At 68.7% G+C, this 18,157-nt stretch carries 19 protein-coding genes; 6 read left to right on the plus strand and 13 right to left on the minus strand.

Annotated elements, in window-relative coordinates; translation table 11 throughout:
* Positions 1-2 precede the first annotated feature (2 nt).
* Positions 3-431, plus strand: a complete 429-nt coding sequence (locus ACIPQB_RS11085) for a recombinase family protein (protein ID WP_446485280.1) — start codon at positions 3-5, stop codon at positions 429-431.
* Here the strand turns inward: ACIPQB_RS11085 and ACIPQB_RS11090 are convergent.
* The 8 genes from ACIPQB_RS11090 to ACIPQB_RS11125 form a co-directional block, all read right to left on the minus strand.
* Positions 428-1,993, minus strand: coding sequence for a carboxylesterase/lipase family protein (locus tag ACIPQB_RS11090; RefSeq protein ID WP_446485281.1), 1,566 nt, complete (start codon positions 1,991-1,993; stop codon positions 428-430). The genes ACIPQB_RS11085 and ACIPQB_RS11090 overlap by 4 nt on opposite strands.
* A gap of 57 nt (positions 1,994-2,050) precedes the next feature.
* On the minus strand, positions 2,051-3,076 hold the full coding sequence (locus ACIPQB_RS11095; RefSeq protein WP_446485282.1) for a beta-eliminating lyase-related protein: 1,026 nt from the start codon (positions 3,074-3,076) through the stop codon (positions 2,051-2,053).
* A gap of 84 nt (positions 3,077-3,160) precedes the next feature.
* Positions 3,161-3,616, minus strand: coding sequence for an OmpA family protein (locus tag ACIPQB_RS11100; RefSeq protein WP_446485283.1), 456 nt, complete (start codon positions 3,614-3,616; stop codon positions 3,161-3,163).
* A gap of 56 nt (positions 3,617-3,672) precedes the next feature.
* Positions 3,673-4,569 (minus strand): EamA family transporter, encoded by an 897-nt coding sequence (locus ACIPQB_RS11105; RefSeq protein WP_446485284.1) that lies wholly within the window; start codon positions 4,567-4,569, stop codon positions 3,673-3,675.
* A gap of 113 nt (positions 4,570-4,682) precedes the next feature.
* On the minus strand, positions 4,683-5,975 hold the full coding sequence (locus tag ACIPQB_RS11110) for a hypothetical protein (protein WP_446485285.1): 1,293 nt from the start codon (positions 5,973-5,975) through the stop codon (positions 4,683-4,685).
* Positions 5,976-6,045: 70 nt separating this feature from the next.
* Positions 6,046-7,119: a glycerophosphodiester phosphodiesterase gene (locus ACIPQB_RS11115; protein WP_446485286.1), complete on the minus strand. Its 1,074-nt coding sequence runs from the start codon at positions 7,117-7,119 to the stop codon at positions 6,046-6,048.
* A 65-nt stretch (positions 7,120-7,184) separates the two neighbouring features.
* Positions 7,185-7,481, minus strand: a complete 297-nt coding sequence (locus ACIPQB_RS11120; protein ID WP_446485287.1) for a hypothetical protein — start codon at positions 7,479-7,481, stop codon at positions 7,185-7,187.
* A 202-nt stretch (positions 7,482-7,683) separates the two neighbouring features.
* Positions 7,684-8,205: a hypothetical protein gene (locus ACIPQB_RS11125; RefSeq protein ID WP_446485288.1), complete on the minus strand. Its 522-nt coding sequence runs from the start codon at positions 8,203-8,205 to the stop codon at positions 7,684-7,686.
* Between the two features lie 106 nt (positions 8,206-8,311).
* Here ACIPQB_RS11125 and ACIPQB_RS11130 point away from each other — a divergent pair, with 106 nt between their 5' ends.
* A complete protein-coding gene (locus ACIPQB_RS11130) occupies positions 8,312-8,908 on the plus strand; it encodes a hypothetical protein (RefSeq protein ID WP_446485289.1) in 597 nt (198 codons plus the stop codon).
* A 2-nt stretch (positions 8,909-8,910) separates the two neighbouring features.
* Here ACIPQB_RS11130 and ACIPQB_RS11135 read toward each other — a convergent pair whose 3' ends face one another.
* The gene (locus ACIPQB_RS11135) at positions 8,911-9,096 is read right to left on the minus strand and encodes a hypothetical protein (protein WP_446485290.1); all 186 of its coding nucleotides are present in this window, start codon (positions 9,094-9,096) and stop codon (positions 8,911-8,913) included.
* 1,255 nt (positions 9,097-10,351) lie between these two features.
* On the opposite strand from ACIPQB_RS11135, the gene ACIPQB_RS11140 reads away from it, so the two are divergent.
* The 3 genes from ACIPQB_RS11140 to ACIPQB_RS11150 are packed head-to-tail and all read left to right on the plus strand — an operon-like array spanning position 10,352 to position 12,272.
* Positions 10,352-10,693 (plus strand): hypothetical protein, encoded by a 342-nt coding sequence (locus ACIPQB_RS11140; protein ID WP_446485291.1) that lies wholly within the window; start codon positions 10,352-10,354, stop codon positions 10,691-10,693.
* Positions 10,686-11,183, plus strand: a complete 498-nt coding sequence (locus ACIPQB_RS11145) for an ImmA/IrrE family metallo-endopeptidase (RefSeq protein ID WP_446485292.1) — start codon at positions 10,686-10,688, stop codon at positions 11,181-11,183. Before ACIPQB_RS11140 ends, ACIPQB_RS11145 begins: the two co-directional genes overlap by 8 nt.
* Positions 11,184-11,192: 9 nt before the next feature.
* Positions 11,193-12,272 carry a beta family protein gene (locus ACIPQB_RS11150; RefSeq protein ID WP_446485293.1) on the plus strand — a complete coding sequence of 360 codons (1,080 nt, stop codon included), beginning with the start codon at positions 11,193-11,195 and terminating at the stop codon, positions 12,270-12,272.
* Positions 12,273-12,276: 4 nt separating this feature from the next.
* Here ACIPQB_RS11150 and ACIPQB_RS11155 read toward each other — a convergent pair whose 3' ends face one another.
* The 3 genes from ACIPQB_RS11155 to uvrB all read right to left on the minus strand — a co-directional run bounded on the left by ACIPQB_RS11155 (position 12,277) and on the right by uvrB (position 15,775).
* On the minus strand, positions 12,277-13,008 hold the full coding sequence (locus ACIPQB_RS11155) for a sce7726 family protein (protein ID WP_446485294.1): 732 nt from the start codon (positions 13,006-13,008) through the stop codon (positions 12,277-12,279).
* 200 nt (positions 13,009-13,208) lie between these two features.
* On the minus strand, positions 13,209-13,418 hold the full coding sequence (locus ACIPQB_RS11160; RefSeq protein WP_446485295.1) for a hypothetical protein: 210 nt from the start codon (positions 13,416-13,418) through the stop codon (positions 13,209-13,211).
* A 65-nt stretch (positions 13,419-13,483) separates the two neighbouring features.
* Positions 13,484-15,775, minus strand: coding sequence for an excinuclease ABC subunit UvrB (gene uvrB / locus ACIPQB_RS11165; RefSeq protein ID WP_446485296.1), 2,292 nt, complete (start codon positions 15,773-15,775; stop codon positions 13,484-13,486).
* Between the two features lie 170 nt (positions 15,776-15,945).
* Here uvrB and ACIPQB_RS11170 point away from each other — a divergent pair, with 170 nt between their 5' ends.
* Positions 15,946-17,169, plus strand: a complete 1,224-nt coding sequence (locus tag ACIPQB_RS11170; RefSeq protein WP_446485297.1) for a hypothetical protein — start codon at positions 15,946-15,948, stop codon at positions 17,167-17,169.
* Here ACIPQB_RS11170 and ACIPQB_RS11175 read toward each other — a convergent pair.
* On the minus strand, positions 17,138-17,833 hold the full coding sequence (locus tag ACIPQB_RS11175; RefSeq protein WP_446485298.1) for a peptidylprolyl isomerase: 696 nt from the start codon (positions 17,831-17,833) through the stop codon (positions 17,138-17,140). The two genes, ACIPQB_RS11170 and ACIPQB_RS11175, sit on opposite strands and share 32 nt — an antisense overlap.
* Positions 17,834-18,157: the final 324 nt, after the last annotated feature.

An 18,157-nucleotide genomic window follows, 5' to 3' on the forward strand; every position in this document is an offset into this window, starting at 1 on the left:
GCATGGTCGGCTATCTAAGGGTTCCGCCCGTCAGGGGCGTGGTGATCGACGGGCCGCAGTCGCAGCGGCTGTTCGAGGCCGGCTGCGACCAGCTGTTCCACGACCGTTGCTACGGCTTGGCCGTTCACAAGCCGGGCCTGGACCAGGCCCTGGCGGCGATGAAGCCCGGCGACGTGCTGGCGGTCGTCAACCTCCACGCCTTCGCCGCCCACCTGGTCGACCTGCTGGAGGTGCTGGCGCGGCTGGAGGCGGCGCAGGTCCATCTGCTGACCCTGGCCGAGGGCGTCGACACCCGCCAGCCCGGCGGCTTCTTCACGGCCTGCGCCCAACTGGCCCGCTTCCACGACCAGCGCCGCATGGTGCGGACGGCGGAGGAGAAGATCGTCCGCGACGGACCCTTACGCCCGGCCACGACGGAAACCGCCGACTAAGGACCGAACAGGCTGAAGTCGGGCAGCCGGCCGCGGGCGGCGATCTCTTCGTCGCTGCCCAGGCGCCGCACCGAGCCTTCCGAACCGTCGAACGGCTTCCAGCCCGGCAGGTCGGGCCCGTTCGGGTCGCCATATTTGGCGAAGTTGGTCCAGTAGCCCACCATCCGGGCGGCCAGCCGCCGATCCTCGGCGTTCCAGGCGCGATCGTCCTGGTCCAGGTGGTCGAACATGTAGCGGATCTCGGCCCCATGCCCGGCGTTGCAGCCGTAGCCGCAGGGGGTCGACGGCGCGGCCGGTGAATGGACGAAGTAGTAGAAATAGGCCGGGCGCTCGGTCTTCGCCTGGTGCAGCCTCGCCCAGCGCCAGATGCGCCATCCCCAGAAGTCGCTGACCAAGTGGAACATCGCCGCCGGGGCCTCGGCGTCGTCCTTGGCCGGATAGGCTTGCAGCAGGGCGGCGGAAGGCGGCCGTCCCAGCAGCTTGGCGATCAGCGCCGGATGGCGGGCCGCCGTGAAGTCCGAGGTGGCCAGGACCTCCGGCGCCAGGTCCTTGCCCTCGTCGGCGTTCCAGCCGACCAGGATCGGCACGCGGTTGCGCCGGCCGGTCTGGTAGGCCGTGGTCTGGTCCTCGCGCAGCACGACGCCGTCGACGACGGCGCGCGGCGTCCAGGGCCGCTTGATCAGGTCGTCCGCCGAAAGCCTGCGAAGATCGGCCAGCGAGGCCGCGCCGGTTTCGCGCGCGAAGGCCAGGCCTGTGGCCTCCGCGGCCGTGCGGTCGAATGGCGCGCGCTCGGTCGGGTCGAAGGGAAGGCCGACGTTGCCGCTTTGGGAAATGGCCCGTTGGAACAGCCCCTTGGCGCGCGGCGAGACGACCAGGGCCGCCACCGATATCGCCCCCGCCGACTCGCCCATGATGGTCACCCGCTTGGGATCGCCGCCGAGCCCGCCGATGTTGCGCTGGACCCATTCCAGGGCGGCGATCTGGTCGAGCAGGCCTTGGTCGCCCGAAGCGCCGTCCGGGGATTCGGCCCCGAGTTCGGGGTGGGAGAAGAAGCCGAACAGGCCCAGGCGATAGTTCAGGGTGACGACGATCACGTCCCGCCGCACCAACTGGGCGCCGTCATAGAGCGGCTGGGACCCGGACCCGCCGAAGAAGCCGCCGCCGTGAATCCAGACCATCACCGGCAGCCTGGCCTTGCCGGGGGCCGCCGGGGCCCAGACGTTCAGGTACAGGCAGTCCTCGCTCTGCGGCTCGGTGATCCAGCTGGCGGTCTGGCGGCAGACCGGCGCATAGGTCGTCGCCGGCCGGATTCCCGTCCACGGCGCGACCGGCCGCGGCGCGCGCCACCGCAGGTCGCCGACCGGCGCCGCCGCATAGGGCACGCCGAGGAAGGCGGCGACGCCGCCTGTGCTCTTGCCGGCGATCATGCCGCCGTCCACGTGGGCGATGATCGGCGCGACCGCCTGCGGCGGGGGCGGGGTCGCCGGGCTCTGAGCCTGCGCGGCCGTAGCGGTGATCAGGACGGCCGCGGCCAGGGCCAGGGCTTTGGTCAGGCGCGTCATCTTTCCCCCGTCGTGGATCTTGGGTCCGTTCGGCGCACCTTGGCCGCTGGAGCCCGGCTAGGCCACTGCTTTCAGCGCGGCGGCCAGGTCCTCGACCATCTCCGGCGTCGTCGCCCACGAGCACATGAACCGGGCCGTGCCGTTGAGGAACCGGTAGACGAACCAGCCCTTGGCCCGCAGGCGTTCGAGGGCCGCGTCGTCCATGTCGACGAAGACGCCGTTGGCCTCGACCGGGTGGCGGATCGGGAAGGGCATCAGGGCCGCCAGCTTGCGGGCCATGGCGTTGGCGTGGGCGGCGCGGGCCGCCCAGGGGCCGCCGTCGTTCTGCTCGCCCAGCAGGCCCAGCCACGGGGCGGCCAGGAACCGGCCCTTGGAGACCAGTTGGCCGGCGTGCTTGAGGCGGGCGTCCAGGCGCCAGCCCAGGGCCTTGTCCAGGAACACCACGGCCTCGGTCGGGGTCGAGCCGGCCTTGGTCCCGCCCATCACCAGGATGTCGACGCCGATCCGAGCCACGGCCTTGAGGTCGAAGCCCGCGGCCACCGCGTTAGCCAGCCGTGCGCCGTCGAGGTGGACGCCATGGCCCCTGGCCTTGGCCGGGGCGATCAGGGCGGCCAGCTCGGCCTCGCCATAGACCGTGCCGTATTCGGTGGCGTTGGTCAGAGACAGGGCCGCGGCCGGCTGGCGGTAGGAGACGTCCGGCTCGGCCAGGGCCGCCTGCAGGCCGGGGAGGGCGATCCTGCCCGAGGCGCCCGGCAGGCCGATCAGCCCGACCCCCTGGCCGAAGAAGCCGGGGGCGCCGGTCTCGTCGGTGCAGATGTGGGCGTGCTCGTGGGCCAGCACCGCCTCGTGCGGCCGGGCCAGGCAGGTCAGGGCGAAGGCGTTGGCCGCCGTGCCGGAGGCGGTGAACCGCACCTCGGCGTCGGCGTCCAGCAGGGCGCGGATGCGGTCGGCGGCCGCAGCGCTGACATGGTCGGTCCCATAGCCCGAGGCGGTCCCGGCGTTGGCGGCGACAAGGGCCTCCATCACCTCGGGCATGGCGCCGGCGACATTGTCGGAGGCGAAGTCGTAGCGGGCCTGGGTCATGGGCTTGCGATACGGTGGGTTCGCCGCAGCGGCAAGGCCCTCCGTCCGGGTGCGTCGAGAGACGTCCGGGTCGTCAAGCCCCGGCTAGCGTAGGTCCTCTAGACGCACTGTATCGTCCAGTTCGACGAAGACCGCGCGAGCCAGCGGTTCCGGCCGGCCCCTCACGGTCGGCGCGAAGAGGCCGGGAATCTTCTCGGTGACCCTGATCCGAGCGCGATCGACGCCGTTGGCCACCATCGCGTCGGCGACCGCCTTGACCCGCTGGCCGGCCAGCTTCTTGCGTCGCGCCTTTTCCTCGACCCCGTCGATGCTACCCGTTATGCGGTAGCGGGGCGGCGCGCCGGAGTCCTTCACCCATTCGTCGAACGCCGGCTTCATGTCGATGATCACCTGCGTGGCAACGGGCGAGAGTTCTGCGGAGTCCGGTTCGAAATAGATCAAGTAATCCGGTGGCGCGTAGGTGATAGCCCGTGCGGGCACCGCGCCCAGAACCGCCAAGGCAAGGCCAAGGCGCAAGGCCTCTCTGCGATCGGTGATCATGCGCTTTCCCCATCCTCGGTAAGGATGTCTTTGGTCGAGCGTCATGCGTCAAGAGATCAGGTCGCCGCCGCGAACCGCAGCCGCACCTTCGGCCACAGCATGTTGACCGCCAGCCCGGTCAGCACCAGCCCCGCCGCCAGCAGCTTCCAGCCGGGCAGGCTTTCGTGCAGCAGGATCGCCGAGGCGCCCATGCCGAACACCGGCACCAGCAGGGCCATCGGCGTCACCGTGGCGGCCGGGTGGCGGGCCAGCAGCCAGCCCCAGGCGGCGTAGCCGAACATGGTGTTGCCCACCGCCTGCCAGGCCACCGCCGCCCAGGTCAGGGCGTCGGCCCGGGTCACGCCGGCGACGATGGCCGGCCAGCCCTCCAGCCACAGCGACATCGCAAACAGCGGCGGGATCGAGAACAGGCTGGCCCAGACCACATAGGCCAGCATGTTCACCGTCCCGGCCTGGCGGGCGACAATGTTGCCGCCGGCCCAGCTGGCGGCGGCCAGCAGGATCAGCAGCACCCCCAGCGGCGTGGCCGCCCCGCCGCCATGTACGGCGATCAGCACGATGCCCGAGGCGGCCAGCAGCAGGGCCACGACCTGGAACGGCCGCACCCGCTCGCCGCTGATCTTCATGGCCATGCCGATGGTGAAGAACACCTGGGTCTGCACCACCAGCGAGGCCAGGCCCGGCGAGATGTGGCCCTTCATGGCCACGAACAGCAGGCCGAACTGCCCGGCCCCGATCAGCACGCCATAGGCCGCCAGGTTCTTCCACGGAACCTTCGGCCGCTTGACGATGAACGCCATCGGCAGCAGCACCAGGGAAAAGCGCAGGGCGGCGAACAGCAGCGGCGGCAGGTGGTCCAGCGCCACCCGGATGACGACGAAATTGGTGCCCCACACCGCCACCACGGCCAGGGCCAGCAGGAAGTGGCGCAGGGACAGGGGCGCGTCGGTCATGGCGGCATCCGGTGAAGCTGGATTGCCCCCGGACTTGAACCCTGCGGCGGCCGTCCGCAAGTCCGGCTGACAGTACGGCCGCGAAATCGCCGCCGTGCCGGGCCGCGCGAGGATCAGTTCGCCAGGTCGGCCGGCGTGGTCGGCTGCGAGATCACCGCCTCCATCCGCTTCCACCGCGCGTCCGGCGACGGGCCCGCTCGTTCGACATGCTCGCGGACCATGTCCTGGCCCAGGCCGTAATTGATGACATAGCTGCGATAGGTGTCGATGAAGCGCAGCCGCTGCTCGGCCCGCCCTTGCGTCATCAGGCCGTACTTGCGCAGCAGGGCCACGGCCGCGGCCTTGTCGAGGCGGCCGGCCAGATAGTCGTCGGCGATGGTGTATTCGGCCCCGGCCAGCTGGGCCTTGGCGGTGTTGAAGGCGTCGAAGGCCTCGGCGCCGGCGGGATCGAGGCCGGCCAGGGGATAAAGCTTGTCGCGCTCGAACCTGACCTTCTCGGCCCCGGGGAAGGCCAGGGCGATGCCGTAATTGGCCGAGCCCTCGGCGATCAGCGACTGCGGCGAGAACAGCGGATAGACGCTGAACTCGACCCAGCCCCTGGCCTTGGTCAGCTTCTGCTCCAGCAGGGCGTTGAGCAGGTGGTGGCCGGGATAGCCCTCGTGGCAGCCCAGGTCCAAGGCGCGGCTGATATAGACCGGCAGGCTGGTGTTGATCTGGATCAGGCTGTGGGCGTCGCCCTTGTACCAGTTGTAGCCGCTCCAGGGCTTGTCGGTGACGAATTCCATCTCGAACCGCTCGCCGGGCGGCAGGGCGATGTGCGCCTCCGTACGGGCCTTGCAGGCGGCGATGGCGGCCTGCATCACCGGTTCCAGCCGGTCGGGCGGGATGACGTAGCGGGCCTGGAAGGCGTCGACCCGATCGGCCAGGTCGCCGTCGCCGGGCAGCAGGGCGGCGATGCGGGCCAGGACCGGGTCGTAGCTGGCCAGGGGCCTCAGCGTCGGGCGGACGCCGAACAGGCCCTGGGCCTCGTCCTGGAAGCTGAATTTCTGGCCCGACAGCATGGCCAGCCGGGTCTGGGCCGCCTTCAGCTGGCCGGCCAGGAAGGCCCTGCGGCGGACCTCGTCGGGCGTCAGGGCCTTGGCGTCGACGGCCGCCAGGGCCGCGGCCAGGCGGTCGGCCTCGGCGCGCAGGGCGGGGACCTCGCGCGGCGCGGCCTTGGCGGCGTCGGCCCAGGCCTTGGGGCCGTAATAGGCGTCGACATAGCCCGGCTCGCGCTCGCCGGCCTCCAGGGTCAGGCGCACGAAGTCCTGGGCGATGGCGTCGAGCCGGGACGGGGCGGGCGCGGCGAGGACGGGGCCGGCGAGCAGGGCGAAGGCGGCGGCCAGGCCGGCCAGGCGGAGGGTCATGGGGCGTCTCGGATCGGTGGGACGCGCACGCTGCCCCGCCCTGCGCCCGCCGGCAAGCCCAGGTTGATGTCTAGCCCCGGGCCGCGACCGCCAGGCCCGGAAAGTCGCTGAACAGCCCGTCGACGCCGGCCGCGTAGAGGGCCTTGAACACCGCCTCGACGTCGCCGGCCTGGGCCGGGTAGTCGGCGGCCGAGGCGTCGCCGCGCCGCAGCCCGGCCGGCAGGAAGTAGTTCTCGGCCCGCACCGTCCAGGGATGGACGACGAGGCCGGCGGCGTGGGCGTCGGCCACCAGCGACGTGGCGGGCAGCAGGCGGTCGGCGTCCTGCGGGATCACCTGGGTCTTTTCCGGCCCCAGGCCGTCGGCATAGAGGGCGACGGCCTTCAGGCCCTCGGCGCTGGTCATGGCGGCGTAGGTCAGGTCGGACCGGTCGGCGGGGCCGCCTTCGCTGGCGGTCAGCTGCACCAGCCGGGCCCTGGTCTTGCCGCGCAGGGTCTGCAGCGGCCCGACCTCGAAGCACTGGACGAAGACCGGCGCCGTCGCCGAGTCCAGGTCGTGGGCCTTCAGCCGGGCGACCAGGCGATCCTCGGTCGGCAGGCCGATCGACGCGAAATAGCGGGGGTGCTTCAGCTCGGGATAGACGCCGATCGTCCGGCCGGCGCGCCGGCTTCCGGCCTTGGCGATGGCGACGACCTCGTCGAAGGTCAGCAGCGGGGCCTGGCCGTCATAGCGGACGTTGGCCGGGCGCAGCTGGGGCAGGCGTTCGCGGGCCCGCAGGGTCTTGATCTCGGCCAGGGTGAAGTCCTCGGCGAACCAGCCGGTCAGGCTCTGGCCGTCGACGGTCCTGGTCGCCTTGCGGCCGGCGAATTCGGGACGGCTGGCGACGTCGGTCGTGCCGCCGATCTCGTTTTCGTGCCGGACGATCAGGTGGCCGTCCTTGGTCGGGACGAGGTCGGGCTCGATGAAGTCGCAGCCCTGGTCGATGGCCAGGTCGTAGGCCAGCTGGGTGTGCTCGGGGCGCAGGCCGGAGGCGCCGCGGTGGGCGATGACGATCGGCTTGCGGGCGGCGGCGGCGCGGCCCATGGCCGGCAGCAGGGTTCCGGCCAGGGCGGCGGTGGTCAGGGCGCGGCGGGTCAGCAGGGTCATGGGCCGCCATCTAGCCCGCCGATGTGACGGTTTGACCAGCCCCGCCGCGCCGAATCGACCGACCGTCAGGCCTTGGCCGAGCGCTCCAGTATGGCGCGCAGGCTCTGGGCCTTCTGCGGCAGGTCCGAGGCCAGGCGCGAGGCCATCTCCCGCACCCCGACCGCATAGGCGTCGCCGCCGTCGGCGATCTCCTGGGCCCGCGCGGCGAGGCTTTCGAGGTCGTGCTCCAGGGCTTCGACCTGCTCGCGGGCCAGGGCCCGGGCCTCGCGCTGCAGGCGCTGGACGCGCTGGCTGACGGTTTCGGGATCGCGGCCGAGATTGTAGACCTCGGCCGTTCCGGCGCTCATTTCGGGCGCGCTCATGGTGTTCAAGGCTCCACGGGCGAGGCCCCCACGGGCGCCGACCCTCGCAGACTGTAAGGCGCGCCGCGGGCCGTGCGTTCCAGCGAATTTGTCGCAGGCCGGTGATCGCCGCGCCCCTGTGGCCCGGAGGCCACGAAAACCTACCCCATCTGGGGGAGGCGGCGTCAGGGTCCTACTCCATTTGGGTTAAGCGCGGCCCGGTTCAGGGCCTGGGCGACGACTCGCCGCCGGCCGGGCAGGGGCCCTGATAGGTGCTGACGGCCCGCAGGTGCAGGGCCTGTTGGCGGCCGAACGCCGACAGGGTCAGGTCCAGATCGGTGGTGGCGGTGGTGGCGAAGTCGCCGCGGACCACACCGGTCAGGGCGTAGGTCACCCCGTCCTTCTCGCAGGCGTGGTCGAGCCGGAAGCCGCTGGCGGTGCGGGTCAGGGTCGGCCGGCCGCAGGGACTGGCCTTGGCCGCCGCCTCGGCCCCCGGATCGTAGCCCTCGCCGACGCACTGGGTCGAGACCTCGTCGCCGGCCGGGGTCTTGGTGACCGTCTTCCACAGGCCCGGCTTCAAGGTGCTGGGACCGCCGGCGACCGGCGGCGGGATCGGGGCCGGCGCCGTCGCTTCCGGGGCAGCCTCCGGGGCCGCGGCCTTGCGCTCCGACCGCGAACAGGCCGCCAGGCCGCCGCCGGCCACGACCAGCAGACAGGCGATCGAGCGGAAAAGACGCAGTTTCATCGACAACCCTTGTCGCCATCGCCTTGGGGACGGCGACCGACTCTAGCGCCGCAGGGGTCGGTCGCGCTACTCCCGTCCTTTCCGCCTCGTCCGCGAAAGGCCGCCCATGTCCGAAACCCTCGAACAACTGATCGAGCGCCTGCGCCAGGTCGAGGCCCAGGTCGAGGCCGCCTTCGCCGCCCGCGCCCAGGCCCACGCCGCCGAGCACGGGGTCGAGCGCGACGCGGCCGGCCGGCCCTGTTTCAAGGCCGACGCCCTGCGCCGCCAGCGGGCCCACCGCAAGGGCCTGGGCCTGGCTCGCGTGCCCTGGCCGACCCTGCTGACCATGCCGCTGATCTACGGCATGGCCCTGCCGCTGATGATCCTCGACCTCAGCGTCAGCCTCTACCAGCTGGGCTGCTTCACCGCCTGGCGCATCCAGCGGGTGCGAAGAGCCGACTATGTCGTCGTCGACCGCCACCGGCTGGGCTATCTGAACCCGGTGCAGAAGCTCAACTGCGTGTTCTGCGGCTATGGCAACGGCGTCATCGCCTATGCCCGCGAGATCACCGCCCGCACCGAGCAGTACTGGTGCCCGATCAAGCACGCCCTGAAGGTCAAGGGCAGCCACGAGCGCTACGCCGCCTTCCAGGCCTATGGCGACGCCGAGGGCTTCGTCAGGAGCTCGGGGGCGTATCGCGAGCGGCTGCGGCGGGGGGAATAGGGTCAAGCCTGCGTCGGCTCGGCCGCGGTCGGGGCCGGCGCGTCGGGCGGGAGGCCCAGGCGCCGGCGGATCTCGTTGCGGACCCATGCCATCCGTTCGGGCGTCGGCCTGTCGTTCCGCTTGGCCCCCCGTTCGGGACGGCGGTGCTTGACGACTGGACGTAGGCGCTTGGCGCGGGGCTGGGTCATGGGGGCTCCTGTCGACACGATCTCTCGTCCTCACGCGGATCGCCGCTGAGGGAATGGAAAGGGACGCGGAGCGCCGGACATCGTCCGGAGTTCTTTGATAAATACCGTTTCGACGAAGCCGATTGCTCCGCGCGCTCGTTTTCCGTCCGCGTCCGGTAGGCGGCCCTGTTAAGGCCTAGCCGGACTCCGGAACCCCGCCGTTTCCGACGGGCTCCGGCGACGAGGGCGCGGATCTTCGACACACGCGCTTTATCCCCGTCGACGCCGACGGCGGGCGGGCTCCCCAACGATGGAAGTCCCCGGACACGCTGGAGTAACCCCCTCCAGCCCAGTCCCGCTCGATCGCCCCCCGCCGCCGCATCGGTCGCTGGCCATGCGCCCTTTCCCTGCGACGAGGTGAGGACAGGATACGGGCGGTTTCAGCGCCGAGGACTTGTGACGCTGAAGATTTTGCAAGGCGTTGGAAAGCTTGGTGTTCCGGCCGAGATCGGCGGGGATCGCCGCGCCCCGATCCCCCTAGAATCCTTCCCTCCCCCTCGTGGGGAGGGTGGCCCTGGCGGAGCCAGGGTCGGGTGGGGGGCTGCTGAGCCGGCCGATGGTCCAACACCCTGCACCGGCCCCCACCCGACCCCTTCGGGGCCACCCTCCCCGCAGGGGGGAGGGACGGGCGGACAGGTCGGCCCCCGCCGCCGACGTCCCCGACGGCCTGCCCGTCACCTGGCAGGGCCTGGCGCGCAAGGGCGACGGGCCCGACCGCGCCTGCACCGAGTACGAGATCCGTGTCGCGCTGAAGACCGCCAGCCCGCAGGCCGCCCAGGCCCTCGCCGCCGCGCGCAACGTCCTGTTCCCGGCCGACGCCGCCGTCGGCGACGAGTCTGGCGCATGGGCTTCACCTATGGCGGCGTCACCCGGGCCTATCTGAAGAACACCCTGGCGGTGACGATCGACATGGGGTTCGCGGCGGCTAGGGAGGTGGAGGGAAGGAAGGGCTGAGGGGGGGGGGGAATAGTGCGTGTCCCTGCTTCCTGTCCCTGCTTCCCTGCTTCTAACGGAGGCGACGCCGATCGGATGTTGGGATGAGTAGAACGTATGGAGAACGCTATAATTATGTTATGATGCGTCGCGACTCGAAAAAGGGGACGGAATGAAGCGAGTTGCGATTAGCGCGATTGTGGGCGGTGCCATCGGTGGCTCACTTGTCTGGGTGATGCAAAGGGGTTCGTTCAGCCTTCAGCCAAGTTCCTTGGATGGAGCTATGACCTTCGAGCAACTCGCCTCGCTTCTCCTGGCCTTTGCCTCGCTTCTGGTGACGGTGCTCGGGGTCGGGATCGGGGTCATGGCCCTCTGGGGCTACGCCCAATTCAAAACGATGGTCGAGGAATCGTCCGAAAAAGCGGCCGTCAGAAAAGTCGATGAAGACATCAAAGGTGGCGAGCTTCGGCGTCACATCGAATTCGTGGTGACGACATTCCTTGAGAGGGGTGCCCGCGACGGGTCACTTTCGGCTCTATTGGAAGCTCGTCGTGAGGAAGCAGACCGTCTTTCTCAAGTCGATGCGGGTTGGGAAGAGATTCCTGAGGAAGGACCAAATGCCTAGTAGAGAATGGGCTAAATTGTCAGAGCCGGCACGTGACACTCTTGCGGCTCATCAGCTGGAAGCTCCCGTAAAATTAGCGACTATCGCTAAGGTGCTGGGACTGTCGTTGCGTGCTTCGACCTTGCCCGCCGGTATATCGGGTGAAATTCGACCTGATGGTGAGCCAGGAAATTTTGTGATCAAAGTGAACAGGCACGATAGTGGGCGTCGGCAGCGTTTCACGATCGCACACGAGATTTCGCATTACCTGTTACATCGGGACCAAATCGGAAATGGTATTGCAGATGACGCGCTCTATCGCTCCTCTCTTTCGGATTCACGGGAAGCAGAGGCGAATAGATTGGCCTCAGATATTTTGATGCCAGATCACCTTGTAGCGGAAGAACTTGCTGCGGCGAAGGCACTGGGCGTCGAAGACGTCTTAGCGCATATGGCTGATAAGTTTGAAGTTTCTGAGGCTGCGATGAGAATTCGCCTGGGTCTCGGGTAAGGGAGAGGAATGTCCGGAGTGTTGCGCGCATTTGACGATATTTCGTACATCCCTCTTCTCGCAGTAAGGCCTGCGGAAATGATGGCGTTGCAGTCACTACCCGAGCGGGACAAAGATCGCCTGCTGCCAACGTTTAGGCTTCAGCCGTGGGTGAGCGCGCATAAGCTTGAAAGCGCCTTGGCTCGTATTACGGACGCCTACGGTAAGCGCCCATATTTCGTCTCCCTTTGCGATCCCGAAACCGTCGCGTCGCCCCGGCCTGTTCATGCGCAGTTAGATCAGCTCCGCGCTCCAGACGACGGGTTTCGCGCTTGGTGCGATTTTCTGGCGGATGAAGAGCGCCAGAATCTGATTCCGTCGCTTCAGCTCACTGATGTGAACGAGTTTGATACTCAGGCCGCGCGGCTAAGGGAGCTGGGGCGAGGCTTGATGGTTCCTTTGGAGGCTGAAGCCTTCCGTTTCATTCGGGCCATCGCCACGAGGACGGCGGCGGCAACTGATGGCGGCCGCGACGTAGTCTTTTTGCTGGATTGGGGTCGCCAAACCCGGCACCTCCTGCTCCTGGAAGCTGAGGCGACGGAATATGTGCGTACCATCCTGGAGGTGGCGCCGCATGCGCGCGTCGCTCTCTCCGCTTCGACATTTCCGGAGGCATTCACCGCGATATCTGAGCAGTCGATATACGAGCGTGAGTTCTTCGAGGCCGTAAAGCGTCGAAGTGATCGGGTGATTTTTAGCGATAGGGGAAGCACCCGAGCTGAGCGCCAAAATGGCGGTGGTGGAGCCCCCGCGCCGCGTATCGACTATGCGCGCGCGCGGCAGTGGAATTTCTTCCGCTCAGATACGTCTGATGATCGGCCTAGCGCCTATCAACTCCAGGCTCAAAAGCTGATGGCTTCGCCAATCTGGGACGGGAATCTCAGACTGTGGGGAACGCAAATGATTGAGCGTACCGCTTTGGGCGATGAATCCGCGATCGTCTCTCCCGCTCGCTCAACTGCGGTGCGGGTCAATATTCATTTGCATCAGCAGCTCTTCTTCAATGCGCCAAGGGAGCTGTACGATACGGATGAAGAGTGGACCGACTAGCGGCTCAGGCAGCTTCCAAAGCGGCGGCGGCAACTTCCCACTGACTCCATTGCTCGACACGTCGTTGTTCAGATTTTTGAAACGCCAACCGTTGGTCGCGATACCGGCTTAGAGCGTGGAGATCTTCTGCTTTGACGCGGCGACGGGAGACGCTACGCCAAAAAACCTCACTCGTTGGGCCGAAGCGACGGCGGAAAGCCGCAACGAAGGCATCGTAATGGTCGGCAGCATCGCCAGCCTCTGTCCCGAGGTAGCGCCGCGATTCCTTCTTCGTGAGGAGGTCGGCCAGCGGACGACTCCTGAGGCTCTCATCGCCCGGCACGGAACTTTGCGAGAGCGTTCCGTCGAGCTCTACAATCCAAACCTGGGCCTTGGCCAAAAGGTCGGGTGAGACCCGTGCGAGATGGCGTCGAGCGAGCACCAAAATCAGCTCGTCAAAATACAGGCTGTAGGCCGCAACCTGGCGCTCAAGGCGCTTCAGCGTATCGGCATCGCTCTTGATCTCTACCGCCGTAAGGCGATCGCCGAGGAGTGCTAGGTCTGCCCGAACGGATGTCTTTCCAACTCGGAATTCATTCGCAACGACGGTCTTGGCGGAGATTGAGCCACGGCGCCGAAGCTCCGTGAGCAACGCGGCCTTGATGTCAGCTTCAGATAGCCGAGTAGAAGGAAGAGGCCGCCGCTGGGTGCGTCCTCGGTCGTTCGTGGTGGTGCCACTGATGCGGGGAATTTCCACGGCTAAGTCTGTCTCAGTTTTTCAGGGCGAGCAATCGACGGTAGCTTTGGCGTTTTAAATCGGCGGAGGCAACTCCGGCCGCGACGCTCAGGCTAGTGCGGGATGCGTGCAATGCGACCTATGCTCTGCATCCAGGCATCGCGCCGAAATCCGCAGGGCGTAGAGCCAGCGTCGCGGCGTCCATGAGGCGGCGATAGTGATCAGCCGAGCGGGCGCCGTGGCGCGTGCGGCTCTCCCAGAGCAGGGTCTCGATGTCGCGGCGCGCTACGCGCGACATTCAGCCGTCTCATGCCGCGGTTTGCGTCCCAGGCCGTCGACGAGGCGGCGACGTCTTCGACGACCTCGTACCGGCCGGCGTCCAGGTCATCCAGGCTCTCCTGGACCAGGGCCTGGAAACCGGACAGGCCCATGGGGCTGTCCCCGGCCGTAGGCCCCCTCCGTCGCTTCGCGACAGCTCCCACAGAGGGGGAGCAGCCTAAAGCCGCCCCTTCCGAAACGCCTCCGCCTGCTCCGCCCGCAGCTCCTTGCGCACGCGGCCCGGCATCGCCTTGTCCACCGTCTCGCCCACCCCCGTCAGCGCCTCGTTGGCGAACTCCAGGTCCATCAGCTTCATGCGCTTGATCTCGTCGCGCAGGCGGGCGGCGGTTTCGAATTCCAGGTTGGCGGCGGCCTCGCGCATGCGGGCCTCGAGGTCCTTGAGGGCGGCCTTGAAGTTGTCGCCGCTGAACGGCTTGGCGTCCTTGCCCTCGCCGAGCCCGCCGATCGGCACGGTGACGCGGTCGCCGCGCTCGTAGGGGCTGTCGAGGATGTCCTTGATGTCGCGGCGGACGCTCTCGGGGGTGATGCCGTGCTCGAGATTGTAGGCGTGCTGCTTCTCGCGGCGGCGGGCGGTCTCCTCCATGGCCCGCTCCATGCTGCCGGTGATGCGGTCGGCATAGAGCACGACCTTGCCGTCGACGTTGCGGGCGGCGCGGCCGATGGTCTGGATCAGGCTGGTCTCCGAGCGCAGGAAGCCTTCCTTGTCGGCGTCGAGGATGGCCACGAAGCCGCATTCGGGGATGTCCAGGCCCTCGCGCAGCAGGTTGATGCCGACCAGCACGTCGAACTGGCCCAGGCGCAGGTCGCGGATGATCTCGATGCGCTCCATGGTGTCGACGTCGCTGTGCATGTAGCGGACGGCGATGCCCTGCTCGTTCATGTATTCGGTCAGGTCCTCGGCCATCTTCTTGGTCAGGACGGTGACCAGGGTGCGGTAGCCCTTGGCCTTGGTCAGGCGGATCTCGTCGATGACGTCGTCGACCTGGGAGGCGCCGTCCTTGCTGACCGGGCGGACCTCGACCGGCGGGTCGATCAGGCCGGTGGGGCGGATGACCTGCTCGGCGAAGACGCCGCCGGCCCGCTCCAGCTCCCACTTGGCCGGGGTGGCGCTGACATGCACCGACTGCGGCCGCATGGCGTCCCATTCCTCGAACTTCAGCGGGCGGTTGTCGAGGGCGCTGGGCAGGCGGAAGCCGTACTCGGCCAGGGTCCATTTGCGGTTGCGGTCGCCCTTGTACATGGCCCCGATCTGCGGGACGGTCTGGTGGCTCTCGTCGGTGAACAGCAGGGCGTTGTCGGGGATGTATTCGAAGAAGGTCGGCGGCGGCTCGCCCGGCTTGCGGCCCGACAGGTAGCGGCTGTAGTTCTCGATGCCGGCGCAGGAGCCGGTGGTCTCGATCATCTCCAGGTCGAAATTGGTCCGCTGCTCCAGGCGCTGGGCCTCCAGCAGCTTGCCGTTGGCGACCAGCCAGTCGAGGCGCTCCTTCAGCTCCTGGCGGATGCTGACGATGGCCTGGCGCAGGGTCGGGCGCGGGGTGACGTGGTGGCTGTTGGCGTAGACCTTGATGGTCTCCAGCTCGGCGGTCTTGCGGCCGGTCAGCGGGTCGAACTCGCTGATGCTCTCGACCTCGTCGCCGAACAGGCTGACGCGCCAGGCGCGGTCCTCGTAGTGGGCGGGGAAGATCTCGAGGGTGTCGCCGCGGCGGCGGAAGGTCCCGCGCTCGAAGGCGGCGTCGTTGCGGCGGTACTGCTGGGCGACCAGGTCGGCCATCATCTGCTTTTCGTTGACCGTCTGGCCGACCTCCAGGGTGAAGGTCATGGCCGTATAGGTCTCGACCGAGCCGATGCCGTAGATGCAGCTGACGCTGGCCACGACGATGACGTCGTCGCGCTCGAGGATCGCCCGGGTCGCCGAGTGGCGCATGCGGTCGATCTGCTCGTTGATCGATGAGTCCTTCTCTATGTAGGTGTCGGTGCGCGGGACGTAGGCTTCCGGCTGGTAGTAGTCGTAATAGCTGACGAAGTACTCGACGGCGTTGTCGGGGAAGAAGCTCTTGAACTCGCTGTAGAGCTGGGCGGCCAGGGTCTTGTTGGGGGCCAGGATCAGGGCCGGGCGCTGGGTGGCCTCGATGACCTTGGCCATGGTGAAGGTCTTGCCCGAGCCGGTGACGCCCAGCAGCACCTGGTCGCTCTCGCCGGCGCCGAGACCCTCGACCAGCTCGGCGATGGCGGTCGGCTGGTCGCCGGCCGGCTGGTAGTCGCTGACCAGCTTGAACCGGCGGCCGCCCTCCGACTTCTGCGGCCGGGCCGGGCGGTGCGGGGTCCACAGGGTCGGGGTCAGGCTGGCGGGCGCGCCGGCCAGGGTCGCGTCGTGGATGAACTTGGCGGAGACGTCGGAAACGCCGCCGGGGTCTTCGGCGGAGACGTCGATCGTGGGGGAACGGGCCATGGCGGCAAGGTAAGGTCGCCGGCCCTCCGTGCCTAGGGGGTCTGCTGACAGCCGGTGTCAGCAGACTGGCGGCAGGTGGCGGGATGGGGGCTTGCGTTCGTCTCCACCTCAGGGCGAGTATGGCGCGACGCCACCCGGGGGGAGCCGCCTTGCACCTGACGCGCAGACGCTTGGCCGCGGGACTGGCGCTCGCCGGGGCGGCGCCGGCCGGAGCCTGGGCCGCGGCCGAGCCGGTCAGCCACCAGACCCGGCTGTTCATGGAAGCCCGCTACCTGCCGCTCTGGCGGGCGATCCGCGCGACGCCGGACGACGCGGGGCTGCAGCAGATGGCGTCCTTCGTCGGCGATGAGGCGACGGCCCTGGCCCAGGCCTCGCGCGGCCCGCCCGACGGCGACGTCCTGCCGCCCGGCGCCGCGGCCGAGGACGCCCTGGCCGCCATCGTCGCGGCCGCCCGCGGCCGACGGGTGGTGTTTCTCAACGAGGCCCATGTCTGCTCGCGGCACCGCCACTTCTTGGCCCAGGTGCTGCGCGCCCTGCGGCCGCAGGGCTTCGACATCCTGGCCTGCGAGGACTTCCTGAACGCCGACGGCCCGGGGGCGCCCGACGTGCGGGCCTACCAGGCGGGCGGGGCGCTGGACCCGACGCTGGGCTTCTACCTGCACGATCCCCGGTTCGCCGAGGCGGTGCGCGAGGCGGCCGTCCTGGGCTATCGCCTGCGACCCTATGAGCAGCGCCGGGACCAAAGGGCGGCCGGCGAGACCAAGGCCGAGGCCATGGCCCGGCGCGACGCGGCCCAGACCGGCAACTTCATCGCCGGGGTGCTGGACTCCGATCCGCAGTCGCGGGTGGTGGTCTATTGCGGCTATTCGCACCTGAGGAAGACGCCCGACCGCCGCGGCTCGGAATGGTTCGCACGCCGGCTGGCGGCCATGGCGGGGATCGACCCGCTCTGCGTGTCCCAGGCCTATACCGGTTCGTTCGGGCCGCACGCCGGCGACCGTCCCCTGACCCGGGCAGTGCTGGAGCGGTTCGCGCCCAAGGCCTCGATCGTAGTCCGCGGCGGCGACGGCGTCTCGGTCGCGGCGGCCGCCGCCGGGGCGGACCTGGCGGTGTTCCACCCGTCGCTGCCGGATGTCGAGGGCCGGCCCGGCTGGCTGGCGGCCGATCCGACCCGGCGGCGGGTCGAGGTCGCCGTCCCGGCGCGGGCCGGCGACGCGGCGGTGATCGTCCAGGCCGTCCACGCCGTCGACAAGGACATGGCCGTCCCCGCCGACCAGCGGGTGGTGGCGGCCGGCGAGGACCGGGCGGTGCTGTTCCTGCGTCCCGGCGACTATCGCCTGCGGCTGGAGACCGACGCCGGCTTCACCCCGCTGAAGGCGGTGACGGTGGGCTGACCGCCGCCGGAACCGCCACCCGCCGCGCCGAGACGATCGGCACCGGCGGGTCGAGGATCTGGCCCTTCATCACCGGGTTGATCGCCTTGCCGGGGGTGGGCAGGGCCAGGATCTTGCGGACCACGTCCATGCCCTCGACCACGTGGCCGAAGGCGGCGAAGCCGAGATTGTCGCCCCCCTGAGCGTTATTGGGCGCGGCGGGATTGGCGTCCAGATAGGGCGCGTCGCCGACGCAGATGAAGAAGTCGGAGGTGGCGGTGCCCGGCGCGGTGCGGGCGATCGACACCGTGCCGTCGACATGCCTGAGGCCGGTCTGGCTGGTCGGCTCGTGGGCGACCGGGGGCAGGGCGCCGATCCCCTGCAGCCCGCCCTGGATCAGGCCGTAATCGACCGCGCCCGGGGCCCGCGAGGCGCGGAAGAAGGTCGCCTTGTCATAGAGCTTGCGGTCGACATAGCGCAGGAAGTTGGCGGTGGTCAGCGGGGCCTGGTCGACGGCCAGCTCGATGACGATGCGGCCCTGCGGCGTCTCCAGGGCGACGCGCACCGGCGGCTTGGCGGGCGGCGGGGCGGGCAGGGGCGTGGCGACCTGGGCGGCGGCCGGGAAGGCGGCCAGCAGGCCGGCGCCGATCAGCAGGCGGCGGCGGGCGATGGGGCGATGGGTCATGGCCGGAGACTAGCGCCGCCGATGCGCCGTGCAAGCGCCTGGCCAGGTCAACCTCCGGTCATTGTCAGGTGTCGCTCACCTTAAGATAACTCGATCTATGAATTGATTATAGATTCGTGATTACCAAGTACTTCGAATAGATATTTGTGCAATCGTATATGTATATAGATGTAGTGATATTTGATTACGCAAACAAAATTTAAAAACAGTGCAGCTATATTATTGACACAAAGGTGATCTGGGTAGAACACCAAGGGGTTGCTTTTAAACTTTCGCGAGGCGCGTCGGCCTCGTCTTCGGGGCGGTCCAGGATGAAGGTGGAGC

The sequence above is a fragment of the Caulobacter sp. LARHSG274 genome, assembly GCF_052871235.1.

Excerpts from the sequence above, each read along its gene's own strand:
- ACIPQB_RS11150 (WP_446485293.1), top strand. The coding sequence starts at position 11,193 with ATGTCCGGAGTGTTGCGCGCATTTGACGATATTTCGTACATCCCTCTT.
- uvrB (WP_446485296.1), bottom strand. The coding sequence starts at position 15,775 with ATGGCCCGTTCCCCCACGATCGACGTCTCCGCCGAAGACCCCGGCGGC.
- ACIPQB_RS11135 (WP_446485290.1), bottom strand. The coding sequence starts at position 9,096 with ATGACCCAGCCCCGCGCCAAGCGCCTACGTCCAGTCGTCAAGCACCGC.
- ACIPQB_RS11175 (WP_446485298.1), bottom strand. The coding sequence starts at position 17,833 with ATGACCCATCGCCCCATCGCCCGCCGCCGCCTGCTGATCGGCGCCGGC.
- ACIPQB_RS11110 (WP_446485285.1), bottom strand. The coding sequence starts at position 5,975 with ATGACCCTCCGCCTGGCCGGCCTGGCCGCCGCCTTCGCCCTGCTCGCC.
- ACIPQB_RS11085 (WP_446485280.1), top strand. The coding sequence starts at position 3 with ATGGTCGGCTATCTAAGGGTTCCGCCCGTCAGGGGCGTGGTGATCGAC.
- ACIPQB_RS11130 (WP_446485289.1), top strand. The coding sequence starts at position 8,312 with ATGTCCGAAACCCTCGAACAACTGATCGAGCGCCTGCGCCAGGTCGAG.
- ACIPQB_RS11090 (WP_446485281.1), bottom strand. The coding sequence starts at position 1,993 with ATGACGCGCCTGACCAAAGCCCTGGCCCTGGCCGCGGCCGTCCTGATC.
- ACIPQB_RS11105 (WP_446485284.1), bottom strand. The coding sequence starts at position 4,569 with ATGACCGACGCGCCCCTGTCCCTGCGCCACTTCCTGCTGGCCCTGGCC.
- ACIPQB_RS11120 (WP_446485287.1), bottom strand. The coding sequence starts at position 7,481 with ATGAGCGCGCCCGAAATGAGCGCCGGAACGGCCGAGGTCTACAATCTC.
- ACIPQB_RS11145 (WP_446485292.1), top strand. The coding sequence starts at position 10,686 with ATGCCTAGTAGAGAATGGGCTAAATTGTCAGAGCCGGCACGTGACACT.
- ACIPQB_RS11160 (WP_446485295.1), bottom strand. The coding sequence starts at position 13,418 with ATGGGCCTGTCCGGTTTCCAGGCCCTGGTCCAGGAGAGCCTGGATGAC.
- ACIPQB_RS11095 (WP_446485282.1), bottom strand. The coding sequence starts at position 3,076 with ATGACCCAGGCCCGCTACGACTTCGCCTCCGACAATGTCGCCGGCGCC.
- ACIPQB_RS11140 (WP_446485291.1), top strand. The coding sequence starts at position 10,352 with ATGACCTTCGAGCAACTCGCCTCGCTTCTCCTGGCCTTTGCCTCGCTT.
- ACIPQB_RS11115 (WP_446485286.1), bottom strand. The coding sequence starts at position 7,119 with ATGACCCTGCTGACCCGCCGCGCCCTGACCACCGCCGCCCTGGCCGGA.
- ACIPQB_RS11100 (WP_446485283.1), bottom strand. The coding sequence starts at position 3,616 with ATGATCACCGATCGCAGAGAGGCCTTGCGCCTTGGCCTTGCCTTGGCG.
- ACIPQB_RS11125 (WP_446485288.1), bottom strand. The coding sequence starts at position 8,205 with ATGAAACTGCGTCTTTTCCGCTCGATCGCCTGTCTGCTGGTCGTGGCC.